We start from the raw sequence: 14,860 nt of genomic DNA on the forward strand, positions 1-14,860 counted from the left end.
TACCCCCCGTGACCGGCGTGAAACGCCGCGGCCTGTCAGGCGACTGAGCCGAAGCCCCCGGGGTAGTGGCGTCTCATGGATCATGACCAGACGAAGGCGCCGGTGCTCGAGACGATCGAGCGCTTCCGTGACATCGGCACCTACACCTTCTCGCTTCCCGGCCACAGGTTCGGGGCGGGCATCGACGACGGCACCGCGCGGGTGATCTCGCGCGACACTTTCGGCGCCGACGTCATCATGGCCAAGTCATCGGTGGGTGAGGCGGAGGAGCTCTACGCCGCCGCGGTCGGGGCCCGGCAGGCCGTCTTCACGACGTGCGGCTCTAGCATCTCCATCCACGTGGGGCTGCTCACGATCACGGGCCCGGGCAGCACCATCCTGGTGGACCGGAACGTGCACAAGTCTGTGGTTGCCTCACTCATCCTGTCCGGGGCCAATCCGGTGTGGCTGCACCCGTCCTGGGACGAGGAGCGCCAAGTCGCCCACCCCGCCACCTCGACTGAGGTGGAGCGCGCGCTCGAGGAGCATCCCGACACGGAGGCGGTCCTGCTCATCACGCCGACGGAGTACGGCACCGGGGCCGATGTGGCCGCTGCCGCGAAGCTCTGCCATGCGCGGGGGGTGCCACTCATGGTGGACGAGGCGTGGGGAGGGCACTTCGGCTTCCACCCGGATCCGCCGACCGCTGCGGTGAAGGCGGGCGCCGACCTCGCCGTCCAGAGCCTGCACAAGGCCGACGGCGGACTGTGCCAGGCGTCGATGATCCTCGTCGCCGGAGACCTGGTGGACCCCGTCGACCTTCGCCTGCGGCTGGATCTCATCACGACGACGAGTCCCTCGGCACTCATCTACGGTTCCATCGACGGATGGCGCCGACATCTCGCTCTCGACGGCAAAGAGATCATCGACGGTGCGCTCCGTCGCGCGGCCGAACTGCGCCGGCGGTTGGCGAAGCTCGAGGGACTGCACGTCGATGACGAGCGCATCCTCGAGACGGAGGGAGTCTCGGAGTGGGATCCGCTGAAGCTCTGCGTCGACGTCAGCGGACTCGGGATCACCGGCTACCTCGCGAAGAGCTGGTTGCAGGAGCATCGTCGGATCGCCGCCCAGCTCGGCGACTCGCGTCGGGTCGTCTTCTCGCTGACCTATGCCGACGACGACGCGGCCGTGGACCGGCTCTTTGCAGCGATGGTGCAGCTCGCGCAGGACCCGCCTGCTTCCGACGCACCCCCACCGCAGATCCCGCCGTTGGAGCAGCTCGAGCTCGAACAGGTGATGAGCCCCCGGGACGCCTTCTTCGCCGAGACGGACCAGGTACAGGATCCGGTCGGCCGGATCAGTGCGGAGATGGTCAGCCCGTACCCGCCCGGGGTGCCTACTGTCCTGCCGGGCGAACGGTGGACGGACCCGGTCCTGACCTACCTGCGCGCGGCCAAGGCGGCCGGTGCCACGATCCCGGACGCCTCGGACCCGGAGCTCACGTCGTTCCGGGTCGTCAAGGAGGGGTGAGCAAGAGACGGCCGGTTCAGCCCTCTGCTCGTCTCCCGTCCGGCTCGGGGGAACGCACGCTGAGGGGCGGGATCCAGTCCGGACCGTGATACCGGCCTGAGTACTGGCGTGCGTCGCTGGACTCGCCGTGGTCTGCCACCATCGGGTTCACGCTGCCCTGAAAGTGCTCGTCGCGTGCACGGATCCGCGTCCGCATGCCGTCGTAGCGTCCCTGGTCGCGCAGTTGTTGGAACTGGACGTGGGGGTTGAAGACGACGGTCGGCAGCGGAGAACGCCGCGCGACGCGGGACGCGGCAGGGTGCAGCCCGACGAGGAAGTACGCGGTGCCTGCGACGCTGAAGGCGAAGTGCGGACTGCCCGGGTCCGCATCGACCCCTTCGGCCCAGGGCAGCGCATCGTTGTCGTGAAGGCGTTGGAGCAGGCTGAAGAGCGACTCCTCGAACGCGGCCTCATCGCTGTGAGCCGGAGCCCGGAACGAGACGATGAATGAGCGGAAGATGCCGGGCGTCAGGGCGTGCTCTCCGAAGGCGCGAAGATGCCGCAGCAGCACCACAGTCGTTCCCGGGTCGTCCATGTCGCGGAGCACGAGATGCGCGACGCCGTGGCGCCGATACACCGACTTGGCTCCCAGACACGGGTATGCAGCGTGCCCGACCATCTCCTCGAGCGCTCGGTACACCTCGGTGGCAGGCGCGTTCCTGAGGTCAATGGCCGACGCCGCCACGGGGCCCGTGTGCGCTGCTGCCGCGAGGTGCGCCCCGTCCGGAGCGGTGCCCGGTGCGTCGTGCTCTTCCATTGTGGCTCCTCTCGGGGTGAGCGTTCCTGCGCATCCACTACCCCGAGCGCCGTCGGCGAGACGGGGCCGGGCGATCAGGACGGGGCATGTGCCGCAACTGTTTCGGCGGCGGCTGCTCGGGTACCGCGACGCCGTGGTGAGTGGTCCAGAGGCGCAGGTGAAATGCGTCGACGTCGAGGTCGTCATCCCGGTGCGCTGGGATGGCGACGACGTGGAGCACCTGCGGCGCACGTCCGATATGGGCGCCTACCTCGAGCGTCTCCTGTCGTGCGCGCAGGCCGTGACGGTCGTCGACGGCAGCCCGCCTCGGCACGCTCGCCGCCATCGCGAGGCGTGGCCCGGTGACGTCCGCATGCTTCGCCCGGAGGTCGACGCCTGCCGCTCCGGGGCCCAGATCACGTCAACTGATGACTCCTCCCCGGCCGTGAACGGCAAGGTGGTCGGTGCCATGACAGGCATTCGTCGGGCGCGCTGCGAGCGGGTCGTGCTCGCCGACGACGACGTGCGGCTGGGCCCAGGTGAGCTCCGGTCGCTCGTCGACCGGCTCGAGGACAGCGACCTCGTCAAGCCGGTCAACGTCTTCGAGAGCTGGCCGTGGCATGCCTGGTGGGACGGCGGTCGCACGTTGCTCAACGCGGCGGCGGTCCACGACTGGCCCGGTGTCTTCGCTCTGCGCCGATCCGCCGTCCTCGCTGCTGGAGGCTGGAGCCCGCACGTGCTCTTCGAGAACCTCGAGCTGTGGCGGACACTGCAGGCCAGAGGATTCCGCACGACGGTCGCCCCTGACATCGTGGTGGTGCGAGTGCCGCCGTCGAGCTCGGACTTCTGGTCACAGCGGGTGCGTCAAGCTTATGACGATCTCGCACAGCCCGGCAGACTGGCTGCGGAGCTGGCAATCCTCCCGATGCTGCTCATCGCGGCACGCCGTAGGCGAGGGGTCGGGGGGCTGCTGCTGGCCGCGACTGTCGGCGTGGCCGAGATCGGGCGCCGGCGCATCGGCGCCGGCCTCGTGCCACCCCTCGTCTCCCTCGCCGCACCGGTCTGGCTGCTGGAGCGCGGCATCTGCGTGTGGCTGGCCCTCGGCGCACGAGCCCGTGGTGGGGTGCGCTACCGCGGCTCCCGCCTGCGCACCGCCGCGCACTCGCGGCGTCAGCTGGCATCCGGGACCGCATCGACCAGTTGTCCGAGGAGGACCGCATGACCAGTACCACGCGACCGGCGACGGACCGCTACACCCACCAAGGCCGCCAAGGGGCACCCGAGGGCGGGCCGGTCGTGGCAACTCGACGACCGCTGCGTCTTGTCGGCATCGTCACGACGACCGATCACAAAGTGATCGGCAACCTCTACCTCGTCACGTCCTTCGGTTTCTTCCTCATCGGTGGGATCCTCGCGATGCTCATCAGGGCCGAGCTGTTCGCGCCCGGGCTGCAGATCGTCGACAATCCGAACCAGTACAACGCGATGTTCACCATGCACGGAACGATCATGCTGTTGCTCTTCGCGACTCCGCTCTTCGCCGGCTTTGCCAAGGCGATCATGCCGTTGCAGATCGGCGCGCCGGACGTCTCCTTCCCGCGCCTCAACATGTTCGCCTACTGGCTTTATCTCTTCGGCGGCCTCATCGTCGTCTCGGGCTACCTCAGTCCTGAGGGGCCGGCGACCTTCGGCTGGTACGCGTACGCGCCGTTGTCTGACGTGAGATACAGCCCTGAGGTAGGGGGGGACCTGTGGGTCTTCGGGCTGCTTCTTACGGGCTTCGGCACGATTCTCGGCGCCGTCAACTTCATCACGACGATCATCTGCATGCGGGCGCCGGGTCTGACGATGTTCCGGATGCCACTCTTCACATGGTCCGTTCTCGTCACGTCTCTACTCGTGCTCATCGCCTTCCCGGTTCTTGCGTCCGCACTCTTCGCCCTCGGGGTCGACCGCATCGCAGGGGGCCGGATCTTCGAACCGGAGAAACGGCGGGGCGATGCTGTGGCAGCACCTCTTCTGGTTCTTCGGCCACCCCGAGGTATACGTCATCGCACTGCCCTTCTTCGGCATCATCAGCGAGGTCGTCCCGGTCTTCTCGCGCAAACCGCTCTTCGGTTACAAGTCCATGGTCATGGCGCTCATCGCCATAGCCGCCCTGTCTGCGAGCGTCTGGGCGCATCACATGTTCGCGACCGGCTTCGTCCTGCTGCCGTTCTTCGCGGTCATGACGATGCTCATCGCCGTGCCGACCGGCATCAAGTTCTTCAACTGGATCGGCACGATGTGGCGCGGCTCGGTGGCCATGGAGCCACCCATGCTCTGGGCCATGGGCTTCCTCGTGACCTTCCTGTTCGGCGGCCTGACGGGGATCATCCTCTCGAGCCCGGCTCTCGACTTCCACATGAACGACAACTACTTCGTCGTGGCGCACTTCCACTACACCGTCTTCGGCACGGTTGTCTTCGCGATGTTCGCCGGATTCTTCTTCTGGTGGCCGAAGTTCACGGGCCGCATGCTGGATCCGCTTCTCGGCAAGATCCAGTTCTGGATGCTTTTCATCGGCTTCCACACCACCTTCCTCATCCAGCACTGGCTGGGTGTCCAGGGCATGGCTCGCCGCTACGCCGACTACCTGCCCGCCGAAGGGTTCCAATGGGCAAATGACGTGTCCAGCCTCGGCGCCTTCCTGCTCGGTGCCTCGACGATTCCGTTCGTGTGGAACGTGTGGAAGACCGCACGCCGGGGGGTGCCCGTGCAGACTGACGACCCGTGGGGTTACGGCATGTCCCTCGAGTGGGCAACGTCGTGCCCGCCACCGCGCCACAACTTCCGCTCACTGCCTCGGATCCAGTCTGAGCGTCCTGCGTTCGACCTCCACCATCCCGAGGCGGCTACGTCCCGGACCGTGCGAGCGCAGCCCCCCGTCGGAGTGGACGTCACGGGCGACCGATGAGCACGGTGGTTGTCACAGGAGCGACCGGCAATCTCGGCAGCGCTGTGGTCTCGCTGCTCCTGAACCGTGATCATGAGGTCGTGGGGCTCGCCCGCCGCACCCGCACTCAGGGCGGAGCCGTCCCACGCTCTTGGGCACACGGGCGCGTGAAGTGGGTCGATGTCGATCTCACCGACCGAGGCGGCGCGCACGCCCTTCGGGATCTCGTGTCGGGGGCCGACGCCCTCATCCACCTCGCGTGGGCATTCCACCCGATGCGCCGACGGGAGTACCTGCGCCAGGCCTGCGTCGGAGTGCTGGACCGCGTCTCCCGCATCGTCCTCGACCACAGCGAAGCCCAGTTGGTCCACGTGTCCTCGGTGGCCGCATACTCACCTCGGCAAACCCGGGACCTTGTCGACGAGACATGGCCGCGAGAAGGCATCCCGGGCGCGACCTACAGCGAGCTCAAGGTGCAGGCCGAGCGCGTCCTGACGGCCCACGCGGGCGGGGTCGGTGCCGCAGCGCGAGTGGCGGTCGTCCGGCCCTGCCTCGTGGGTCAGTATGCCGCCGGCGGCCCCATGCTCAGATGTGGCGTTCCAGCATGGATACCCAGTCGGACCCTCCAGCACCTGCCGCTCGTTCCCGTCGACGACGACTTCGGGCTGCAGTTCATCCATGCTGACGACGTCGCGGAAGCACTCGTACGCATCGTCGAGCAGAGGGCGAGCGGCTCCTTCAACGTCGCAGGTGAGGGCCTGGTGACCGGCAATGACATCGCGCTTGCCCTCGGAGCGCGCCCGGTCGAGCTGCGCCAGACGGTCGTGAGGTCGGCGCTTGCGGCGGCCTGGCACGCGCATCTCCAGCCACTCGACCCTAGTTGGGTGGACATGGCCCTGCAGGCGCCATGGGTGGACAGCGTGCGAGCCAGGTCGGTGCTGGGCTGGCGGCCGGTGCACTCGGGCCGAGACGTGCTCCATGAGCTGGTTCGCGGTATGGCGGACGGAGCTGGCGGGGGCTCGTCCGCACTGCGACCCAGGACGGTCGTAGACGGCACGCGCAATGCCCTTCTGCGTGGTCCCGTGGCCCGTCGCGTCCTCACCTGACCCAGCCATCTCGGACGCGGAAACCGTTGAGCGCCGTTTCGGCAGAGGGCGATCGGGTACCGAGGCGCCATGCAATTCGACCAGACGATCGATCTCATGCGTCGCGGCTACCTCTTCACCGCGTGGGCCCGACGAAGAAAAGGCCGGCGCGCAGGGCCTCGTGATCGATACTCCACCACGGTCCGGCTCATGGGGCGTCGTGCCACCGTCGTCGGCGGAGCTGCCGGCGTGCGGCTCTTCTACGACCAGTCCATCATGAAACGGGCCGGGGCGATGCCGCCCGCCATCGCGCTGCCGCTCTTCGGACGCGGGGCCGTTCACAGCCTCGACGGTGATGCCCACAGGCAGAGAAAGTCGCTGTTCGTATCCCTCTTGATGGACGAAGGACGCGTCGCTTCACTGCTCCATCTCGCCGATGACCTCCTCGCTGACGAGCTGGAGCAGTGGCAGCTCGCCGGCCGGGGAGTTGTCTACCCCACCGCGACCCGCGTCTACGGTCGAGCGGTGATCCGCTGGGCCGGCATCAACGTGTCGCCGGACGACGAGGTCCGAAGGGCCGAGGACATGGCGACGATCGTCGAGGACTTCGCGACCCCCGGATGGCCCTACGCTCGCGCGTGGCGGGCTCGCATTGCCTGTGACCGGTGGGCCACTCAGCTGGTTCGGGAGGTCCGGGACGGACGCCGGTTCGCTCCCCAAGGGTCCGTGCTCGAACGCATCAGCCTTCACCGCGGTACGAACGACGCCCTCCTCGACCCCCGCACCGCGGGCGTCGAGTTGCTCAACGTCCTGCGCCCGACCGTCGCGGTGGCCCGCTTCGCATCGTTCGCGGCAATCGCACTTCAGCTCCACGAGGACTGGCGCGCTAGCCTCGCCACCGAGGCCGGCGAGCGCCTTACTGTCGTCGGGGGACCCCTGGCGGTCGCCTTCGCCCAGGAGATACGACGGCTGTATCCCTTCGTCCCGGCGCTTGCGGCCATCACCACCCGCGACACAGAATTCGAGGGCTGTTACATCCCTGCCGGTAGGCGTGTCCTGCTCGACGTCATGGCCACCGACCATGACCCGTCCGAATGGCCCCAACCCAACACCTTCGATCCCTCTCGTTTCCTCGGTACCGGGGCCGAGTGGGACGACAGCTTCGTTCCTCAGGGCGGTGGGCGGCCGGAGAGCGGGCACCGCTGTCCTGGTGAGATGGTGTCGGTGGGTCTCCTGGCCCTCACGTGCGCGCGCCTTGCTCATGAAGGTGTCGCCCTTGTCGCCGGTCAAGATGCAGGCTGGAGCTGGACGCACGTGCCAGCACGGCCGCGGTCGGGAGCGGTCATGACTGCCCCGAGGTCGCGACCTTCCGGTGGAGGGTCTCAGCGGGCAGTGGCGAGGGAGTCTGAGTCGGCGAGCGGTGGCTCAATCTGAGCCAGGTCGACAGCAGGTCAGTCGGCACTCTCTCGGCTGGCCGTCAAGGTCTCGTGCGGTGCCTCGCCGAATCGTTCGAGGTAGGCGGCTGCGAACCGACCCGGGTGGTAGAAGCCCCATCGCATCGCAGTCTCGGTGACCGTCAGGGCCCTGTCAGGATCCCCGAGCGAGAGCTCGCGAGCAGCCCTGTCGAGCCGAACCCCTCGCAGGTACTCCATCGGGGTCGTGCCAAGCATCCTCCGGAAGGCGTACTGCAGCCCTCTGGGCGTCACGCCCGCCGCCTCTGCGACGTCGGTTAGTGACAGTGGTTGGGCACAGTGGTTCTCGATGAAGTCCAGAGCCCGAACCATGGTGTCGGACTCCACGCCGCGGCCCCGGTTCACGTCCGTCTCGTTGGCATGCTCGCTGGCCGACGTCTGGCACTCGTGTGCCGTGGACACCAGGTCCCGTCGGGGTTGACACGTGATTGGGCTTGGGTTCTTCATGACAAATCCGTTCGCGCCACCCGAGTCGGCTGATGGCCACCAGAGAGGGAGACAGGGCCGCCGGGGTCTGACGTCCTGTCGTCGCGGTGTGTGTACCCCTTTCCGAAGCTTGCTGACGGCGGCGCGGCCGCCACGTGGGCGAATCCGCATCTCGCGGGGTGTCGTGTCGCTTTGCCGCCACGTTGCTCGTCGCCTAGGGTCGTCTGGAGCGCGTCGTGAATGCGCTCATCCACTCGAAGGCCGCCCTGTGTCCGCGGTCCTGACTCCGCCTCCGTGAGAGGTGTGCCCAGGATCGGAGACATCCATGTTCGAGCGAACCCCGTGACGGGTGATGATCGGGCCGCTGATGGCGCTGTGGCGCCCGGCGGACGCGATCGCGCACCTCAAGTCACAATCTCGCTTTCAGGGCACGCGTCGCTCGCTGTCGCCGACGGGGCCCTGGAGGCAGTCGACCGCCTGCTTGCCGAGCTCGAGGAGCCACAGCCTCAGGTCGACCCCCAGATGGGTTGGTCCGAGGCAGATGACGCACTTCGGGAGTCACGAGATGCGGTCGCGCGTGCGTTGGCGGTCGTGGACGGAGCCGCGCCGCCGGTGCTCAGGCTCGTGGACCGCGCCGTCTTCCTGCGCCGCGAGCGCGACCATCTCCGCGTGGCCCTCATGACCAACAGGGTCATCGCTGCGGCGGTCGGGATTCTGATGGCACTGAGGCAACTGACCTACGACGAGGCGTATGCGCTTCTCCTCGACTGCAGCCAGACGCGCAACCGCAAACTTCGAGAAGTGGCAGCGGACGTCCTCGAGACCGGTGCTTTACCGAACGGCAAGGGTCACTAGGCACGTCTCGGGCCGGCGAGCCGGGGTACAAGGTCGGGATGACAGGAAGCAATCTGTGGACCAGCAGTGACGCAGGACCAGTCGCGTCGAGCCTGCCCGTCGATGCGGCGGCACTCGCAGCCAGGCTCGCGGCCGTGTCCCAGGACGCGAAGGGCGCCATGCTGTCGCCGAAACTGGACAGGGTGGCGCAGGCCTGCCTCGACCTTTTCGCTGTGGACGGCGCCGGCATCATGCTGACCGATGACATGGGTTCGCTGCGTTACGTCGTTGCCACCGATGACATCGGACGGCGTCTCGAACACAGGCAGCTTGAGGCGAACGAAAGCCCAAGCATCGACAGTTTCACAGGGCAGCAACCGGTCACCGTCCAGGACCTCGCAGGCGACCGCCGGTGGCCAGCAATCGGCACTTAACCTTCCACCATCCCTCATCAGGCTGCGGGCCGCTTTGGGCGGCTCAGGGATACGCGGCGTCGTCGCCCAGCCCATCCTCCTCGACGACAGCCCCATCGGGACGCTCAACCTCTATCGGTCTGCACCAACGAGATGGGGAACCGACGTCACGGCGGGATTGCTCGGCTTCGCCGACGTGGCAGCCCAACTCATACGGGCCTCCGTCGCAGCCGAGCACGCCGGCGAGCTTGCCGCTCAGTTGACCTATGCCATCGAGCACCGGGCTCCGATCGAACGCGCAGTGGGCTTCCTCATGGCGCGGCGGCACCTGGGTCAGTCGCAAGCCTTCGCACTGTTGCGCTCCACAACTCGCAACAGCCGCCGAAGAATCGGGGATGTCGCGGACGAGCTGCTCCGTACGGGCGTCCGGGGTGCCGCTGTGCCCGCCTCCAGCGCTGACACTCCACGGCCGTGACGCAACCTGAGCAACACAGAGACACGCGTAACGGCATGCGCCAAATCTCTTGGACCCGCTCAACTGGCAATCGTCGATGCCTCCTCGAGCTCGGACCGCAGCTGCCGCAGGATCCTTCCCAGCATTCGCGACACCTGCATCTGTGTCGCCCCGATCTCGTCGGCGATGTCGCGTTGACTGCGATCCTCGACGAACCTCAGCTGCAGGACACGGCGCGCTTCCGACGACAAGCCCTCGAGGGCACGGCGCAGGTCGACGTGGTCGCACACGGCCTCGAGCGCACGATCGCTCACGCAAACCGCGTCCGTCAGGGGGTTGTGCTCGGCCGTCGAGCTCGGCTGATCAATGGACGCTGGTCGGAAGCTCGAGTCGGCTTCGTCGGCATGGCTCACGTCAGTCACCGCGACCCCAAGGCATGTAGCGAGCTCGGCGCGTGTCGGCGCGCGTTGGAGCTCATGCGTCATCACCTCGCGAGTCTGACGCAGCGAGAAGCGCAACTCCTGTACCCGGCGTGACGGCCGCACGACCCAGCCGAGATCCCGAAAGTGGCGCTTCAGCTCGCCGGTGATCGTCGGCACCGCGAAGCCCGCGAAGTTCTTGCCTTCTTCCGGGCTGTAGCGACGGATCGCCTTCAGCAGGCCCAACCGAGCAACCTGCAGCAAGTCGTCTCGCTCGATGCCCCGGTTGAAGTAGCGCCGAGCCAGGGCATCACACAGGTCGAGGTGCAGGACAAAGACCTGTTCCACGAGGTGGTGGCCCTCCGGGCTGTCAAGATCGATGTCGCCGGCCAACGCGGCCAGCAGCGTGCTGGTGCGAGCGTCCCGCTCCTGGTGGATGCGCATCCGCTCCCCGCGAGATGTGCACCAGCTCCTCGAGCGGTCGGTGGTTGGGCTGGTCGCGGGGCAGGTGGTGGGGGTTGGCGTGGGCGACACCGCCCGGACAACAGTGGACCCAGCGTGAGCAGGCATGCCGCTCCTCCGTCCTCATCTATGAGACAGAGCCGGCACGCAGGTTGGACCGCTCGGATCCTCCACCGTCCCATCGAAGCGCTCGGGTGGAAAGCCGAAAAACGAAGTGGCAGGGGATGAGACACGATCCTTGGCGCACCGCGCTGGTAACGCGCCCTCGACAGCCGGGTGCCCTCACGGATCAAGCTGGTCCCCAGACGAATTCATCCCCGTTTCCGCTTGCTGGTGCAGTTCCTCCACCAACTGCTTCTCACGTCGTCTGAGATCAGCAACGGCCGCAGATTGCCCGCTGCCCGGGATAGTGCCCGCCCGAGAGTGGAGCGTGGCGTGACGAAGCGCGTCTTCCACCTGGGCCAGCTCGGAGATCAGAGCTCGAATCGACGTTCCCATGAAAGGGCGATACCCGCCGCACGGTGAAGCTAACGCGCAGCACCCTCGAATCGCTTTGCTGTGAAAGCGTTTCGACGATCTAAGCGTGGGTAGGTGCGTTCCGACGGCGCCCCTCGCGCCCCAGACAGGAGATGACGATGGGATCGATGGTCGCGGGTCGAGTCATGACGTTGGTACTGGTGTGCGGGATGGTTGGAGGGTGCGCTGGGGTGGGGGGCTCGGGCGGCGCTGCGCCGTCGCAAGGAGCCTCAGGCTTCTCGGGCAAACCCTCGGGCACGTTGCGAATCATGGGCTTCGGCGGGGAGGACGAAGTTGCTCAGGCTCGAGTGAACGCGTTCAAGGCGGCATACACCGACGTGAGCGTCAGCAACAGCAAGGGGGAGTTCGACGCCCAGCAGTTCCTGACCGCGCTCGCCAGCTCGAATCCACCGGACCTCGTCTACATGGACCGCAACCTCATCGGCACCTATGCGAAGAAGGGCGCGGTGCAGCCGTTGGAGGCTTGTGTGTCCGGTCAGTCCATCAACACCTCCCAGTACCGGGAAGCGGCGCTGAAGTCGGTGACGCTGGGCGGCAAGCTCTACGGCATACCGGAGTTCTACGTCGTCACGACCAACCTGGTGGACGGCAAGTCGCTTGCGGCGGCGGGTCTGGGGGCCAAGGACATCCAGACGAAGGACTGGCCTGCGCTGAAGGCGACGGCGGGGAAGCTCTTCAAGCAGGACGGCAACAAGATCCAGCGAATCGGCTTCGACCCCAAGCTTCCCGAGATGTTCCCGCTGTGGGCGACGGCCAACGGGGCGACCCTCATCAAGGACGACGGCGCGCCGAACCTCAACGATCCCAAGGCGGTCGAGGCGCTGAGCTACACCGTCGGCCTCGTCAACGACCAGGGCGGGTGGACGAAGTTCAAGTCGTTCCGCGACGCCTACGACATCTTCGGCGAGCAGAACCCTCTGTCGGCGGGGACCGTCGTCGCGTTCCCCATGGAGAACTGGTACGTCAACGTGCTGCGTGACTTCATCCCCAAGGGGCTCCAGCTCGACGCGGCACCGTTCACCGACCACGAGGGCAAGCCCATCAGCATGGTCGGCGGCAGCGCGTGGGCCATCCCCAAGGGCGCGAAGAACCCGGTGGCAGCGTGTGCCTGGGCGAAGACGATGACGGACACTGCGACGTGGATGACGGCTGCCGAAGCCCGCATGGCCAAGGTGAAGAAGGACAAGAGCTTCTTCACGGGTCTCTTCACCGCCAACAAGGTCGCCGACGAGCGCATCCGGTCGACGTATCTCACGGATGCTCCCGACCCGGGGTTCAAGCAGGCGATCGAGAGCTACTACGCCACCCTCGACACCGCGACGGCGCTGAACCCCTCGCCGGCCGGTGCGGAGATCGACGCGGCGTGGAAGAGCGCGGCCGCACGTGCCCTCGCGGGCCAGCCCGCGCAGCAGGCCCTCGACCAGGCGCAGAAGGAGGCGGAGGCGGCCTTCAGCAAGGCGAACGGCAATGGCTAGGCGAGTTGCGGGGGGCAGACTGCAGCGTCGTGAGGCGCGTTCGGCCTACCTCTTCATCGCGCCGTGGCTCATCGGCTTCCTCGTCTTCACCGCGGGCCCGATGATCGCGAGCCTGTGGCTCTCCTTCACCGACTACTCCCTCGTCGGCGACACGAAGCCAGTGGGTCTGGTCAACTACGAGCAGCTCGTGCAGGACCCGAAGGTCGCGACGTCACTGTCCAACACCTTCGTGTATGCCGCCCTCTTCGTGCCGCTGGGCACCGTCGTCGCGCTCGCGCTGGCCATGCTCCTCACTAAGGTCGGACGGGCCTCTGGCTTCTTCCGCAGCGTCTTCTACCTGCCCGTCATGACGCCGGCCGTCGCAGCGGGAGCGATGTTCCTCCTGCTGCTCAACGGACAGAGGGGACTCGTCAACGAGGTGCTCGGCTGGGTCGGCATCACCGGTCCGGACTGGACCACCGACCCTGCGTGGCTCAAGCCGTCGCTCGCCCTCGTCAGCCTCTGGACCGTCGGCGGCAGCATCATCATCTACCTCGCTGCACTCAACAACGTGCCGAAGCAGCTCTACGAGGCGGCCCTGCTCGACGGCGCCGGGCCGGTGCGCCGCTTCGTCAGCATCACGCTGCCCATGATCTCCGGGGCCCTCTTCTTCACGGTGATCACCCACACGATCGCGGCCATGCAGATGTTCGACCAGGCCTACACGATGTTCTACGGGCCGCAGCAGAAGGCCACGGCATCCGACGAGTCGCTCGTCTACATGGTCTATCTCTTCCAGAACGGATTCCAGTTCTTCAAGATGGGCTTCGCCTCGGCCATGGCCTGGGTGCTCTTCCTCATCATCCTCGTCATCACGGTCATCCAGGTGCGGGTTGGCAACCGCTTCGTCTACTACGAAGGAGGGTCGACCCGATGAGCATCGAGACGAGAACGGGCCTGCCGAGTATTGAGACTCCACCGCCTCCCGACGCATCGGACCTCGAGGTGCGACGCCGGCCCCAGAGGCGTCGTCTCACGGTGGGCCTCGCGGGCCGCTGGGTGCTGTTGCTGGCGGCGAGCATCGCCTTCGCGTATCCGCTCGTCTGGCTCGTCAGCGCGTCGCTCAAGCCCAAGAGCCAGGTCTTCGACAACCGGCTGGTGCCGGAGACCGTGCAGTGGTCGAACTTCGTCGAAGTGTGGGATGCAGGGCCCGTATTGCGCTGGCTGATGAACTCCGGGCTCGTCTCGCTCATGGCCGCCCTGACCGTCACGCTGTCCAGTGCCTTCGTCGCGTTCGGGTTCGCCTACTTCCGCTTCCGACTGCGCGGCGTCCTCTTCGGGCTCGTGCTCGCGACGATGATGCTGCCCGGGGCGGTGACGATGATCCCCGTCTACCTCATCTGGCACCAGCTCGGTCTCGTCAACACGCAGGTGCCCCTGTGGGCGAACAACCTCTTCGGCTCGGCGTTCTACATCTTCCTCATGCGGCAGTTCTTCCTCGGCATCCCCAGGGAGCTCTTCCAGGCGGCCCGCATCGACGGGTGCAGCAACGTCGGACTCTTCTGGCGCATTGCCCTCCCGCTCTGCCGGCCGGCCCTCATCATCGTCTTCATCTTCGAGCTGCAGGCGAGCTGGTCCGACCTGCTTAAGCCCCTCATCTACCTGCAGTCAGAGGAGTACTTCACGATGCCCCGCGGCCTCAAGCAGATCGTCGACGGCTTCGCGCTCTCGGGTGAGTACCACTGGGAGATCGCGATGGCGGCCACGCTTGTCGCCACGCTGCCGATGATCATCGTGTTCGCCGTGGGCCAGCGTTACTTCATGGAGGGCCTCGCCACGACGGCGAAGCAGGGTTGAGCGGGAGCTGATGGCCCAGCCGGTGAGGCTGCGTTCGTTCCGCACGAGCGGTGCCGTGACGGGCATGCCCTCCCTCCCATGGCGTCGGGCGTCTTGCCATCAGTGTGTGCCGCTTAGAGCGACGCAGGCACCCCCTGGTGACGTGGCCCATCGGGCGTTAGTCCGCGCCGACGAGGGTAAGGGGGCCGTGACGGATCTCGACTCGTTGATCCGTGTCACGTGACCGCT

Annotated in this window: 13 protein-coding genes and 1 pseudogene; 11 read left to right on the forward strand and 3 right to left on the reverse strand. The window is 66.9% G+C overall.

Translation table 11 applies throughout. The features are described from left to right. Positions 1-75 precede the first annotated feature (75 nt). The gene (locus tag FBY41_RS16055; RefSeq protein WP_141845306.1) at positions 76-1,509 is read left to right on the forward strand and encodes an aminotransferase class I/II-fold pyridoxal phosphate-dependent enzyme; all 1,434 of its coding nucleotides are present in this window, start codon (positions 76-78) and stop codon (positions 1,507-1,509) included. A gap of 16 nt (positions 1,510-1,525) precedes the next feature. Here the strand turns inward: FBY41_RS16055 and gntA are convergent, their stop codons facing one another. Then, complete coding sequence (gene gntA, locus FBY41_RS16060) at positions 1,526-2,233, reverse strand: guanitoxin biosynthesis heme-dependent pre-guanitoxin N-hydroxylase GntA (RefSeq protein WP_185749112.1); 708 nt, start codon at positions 2,231-2,233, stop codon at positions 1,526-1,528. Positions 2,234-2,438: 205 nt separating this feature from the next. Between gntA and FBY41_RS16065 the strand changes: the two genes are divergently transcribed. From FBY41_RS16065 to FBY41_RS16080, 4 genes and pseudogenes are all read left to right on the forward strand, one after another. Then, positions 2,439-3,506 carry a glycosyltransferase gene (locus FBY41_RS16065; protein ID WP_185749113.1) on the forward strand — a complete coding sequence of 356 codons (1,068 nt, stop codon included), beginning with the start codon at positions 2,439-2,441 and terminating at the stop codon, positions 3,504-3,506. Then, a pseudogene (ctaD, locus tag FBY41_RS16070) lies at positions 3,503-5,240 on the forward strand (aa3-type cytochrome oxidase subunit I). The gene FBY41_RS16065 and the pseudogene ctaD overlap by 4 nt, the downstream one beginning before the upstream one ends. Next, entirely contained in the window at positions 5,237-6,325 is a 1,089-nt protein-coding gene (locus FBY41_RS16075; RefSeq protein WP_141845308.1) for an NAD-dependent epimerase/dehydratase family protein, read from the forward strand. Before ctaD ends, FBY41_RS16075 begins: the two are co-directional and overlap by 4 nt. A 189-nt stretch (positions 6,326-6,514) precedes the next feature. Next, positions 6,515-7,738 carry a cytochrome P450 gene (locus tag FBY41_RS16080; protein ID WP_185749114.1) on the forward strand — a complete coding sequence of 408 codons (1,224 nt, stop codon included), beginning with the start codon at positions 6,515-6,517 and terminating at the stop codon, positions 7,736-7,738. 17 nt (positions 7,739-7,755) lie between these two features. Here the strand turns inward: FBY41_RS16080 and FBY41_RS16085 are convergent, their stop codons facing one another. Continuing rightward, positions 7,756-8,223, reverse strand: coding sequence for a helix-turn-helix transcriptional regulator (locus tag FBY41_RS16085; protein ID WP_185749115.1), 468 nt, complete (start codon positions 8,221-8,223; stop codon positions 7,756-7,758). Between the two features lie 321 nt (positions 8,224-8,544). On the opposite strand from FBY41_RS16085, the gene FBY41_RS16090 reads away from it, so the two are divergent. The 3 genes from FBY41_RS16090 (at position 8,545) to FBY41_RS24285 (ending at position 9,924) form a co-directional block, all read left to right on the forward strand. Continuing rightward, positions 8,545-9,057, forward strand: coding sequence for an ANTAR domain-containing protein (locus FBY41_RS16090; RefSeq protein ID WP_185749116.1), 513 nt, complete (start codon positions 8,545-8,547; stop codon positions 9,055-9,057). A 134-nt stretch (positions 9,058-9,191) separates the two neighbouring features. Then, positions 9,192-9,470, forward strand: a complete 279-nt coding sequence (locus FBY41_RS23485; protein WP_185749117.1) for a hypothetical protein — start codon at positions 9,192-9,194, stop codon at positions 9,468-9,470. A gap of 175 nt (positions 9,471-9,645) precedes the next feature. Next, positions 9,646-9,924 (forward strand): ANTAR domain-containing protein, encoded by a 279-nt coding sequence (locus FBY41_RS24285; RefSeq protein WP_375869891.1) that lies wholly within the window; start codon positions 9,646-9,648, stop codon positions 9,922-9,924. A 59-nt stretch (positions 9,925-9,983) separates the two neighbouring features. Here FBY41_RS24285 and FBY41_RS16100 read toward each other — a convergent pair whose 3' ends face one another. Further along, positions 9,984-10,766 (reverse strand): sigma-70 family RNA polymerase sigma factor, encoded by a 783-nt coding sequence (locus FBY41_RS16100; RefSeq protein WP_185749119.1) that lies wholly within the window; start codon positions 10,764-10,766, stop codon positions 9,984-9,986. 803 nt (positions 10,767-11,569) lie between these two features. Between FBY41_RS16100 and FBY41_RS16105 the strand changes: the two genes are divergently transcribed. The 3 genes from FBY41_RS16105 to FBY41_RS16115 are packed head-to-tail and all read left to right on the forward strand — an operon-like array spanning position 11,570 to position 14,632. Continuing rightward, positions 11,570-12,796 carry an extracellular solute-binding protein gene (locus FBY41_RS16105; protein WP_260439839.1) on the forward strand — a complete coding sequence of 409 codons (1,227 nt, stop codon included), beginning with the start codon at positions 11,570-11,572 and terminating at the stop codon, positions 12,794-12,796. Further along, entirely contained in the window at positions 12,789-13,712 is a 924-nt protein-coding gene (locus FBY41_RS16110) for a carbohydrate ABC transporter permease (RefSeq protein WP_141845315.1), read from the forward strand. The genes FBY41_RS16105 and FBY41_RS16110 overlap by 8 nt, the downstream gene beginning before the upstream one ends. Next, positions 13,709-14,632, forward strand: a complete 924-nt coding sequence (locus tag FBY41_RS16115; protein ID WP_141845316.1) for a carbohydrate ABC transporter permease — start codon at positions 13,709-13,711, stop codon at positions 14,630-14,632. Before FBY41_RS16110 ends, FBY41_RS16115 begins: the two co-directional genes overlap by 4 nt. Positions 14,633-14,860: the final 228 nt, after the last annotated feature.

Origin of the sequence: Humibacillus xanthopallidus (assembly GCF_006716675.1) — a bacterium.
GTDB classification, from domain to species: domain Bacteria; phylum Actinomycetota; class Actinomycetes; order Actinomycetales; family Dermatophilaceae; genus Humibacillus; species Humibacillus xanthopallidus_B.

Excerpts from the sequence above, each read along its gene's own strand:
- FBY41_RS16115 (WP_141845316.1), top strand. The coding sequence starts at position 13,709 with ATGAGCATCGAGACGAGAACGGGCCTGCCGAGTATTGAGACTCCACCG.
- FBY41_RS16100 (WP_185749119.1), bottom strand. The coding sequence starts at position 10,766 with ATGCGCATCCACCAGGAGCGGGACGCTCGCACCAGCACGCTGCTGGCC.
- FBY41_RS16085 (WP_185749115.1), bottom strand. The coding sequence starts at position 8,223 with ATGAAGAACCCAAGCCCAATCACGTGTCAACCCCGACGGGACCTGGTG.
- FBY41_RS16080 (WP_185749114.1), top strand. The coding sequence starts at position 6,515 with ATGGGGCGTCGTGCCACCGTCGTCGGCGGAGCTGCCGGCGTGCGGCTC.
- FBY41_RS16110 (WP_141845315.1), top strand. The coding sequence starts at position 12,789 with ATGGCTAGGCGAGTTGCGGGGGGCAGACTGCAGCGTCGTGAGGCGCGT.
- FBY41_RS16075 (WP_141845308.1), top strand. The coding sequence starts at position 5,237 with ATGAGCACGGTGGTTGTCACAGGAGCGACCGGCAATCTCGGCAGCGCT.
- FBY41_RS16055 (WP_141845306.1), top strand. The coding sequence starts at position 76 with ATGGATCATGACCAGACGAAGGCGCCGGTGCTCGAGACGATCGAGCGC.
- FBY41_RS16105 (WP_260439839.1), top strand. The coding sequence starts at position 11,570 with ATGGGCTTCGGCGGGGAGGACGAAGTTGCTCAGGCTCGAGTGAACGCG.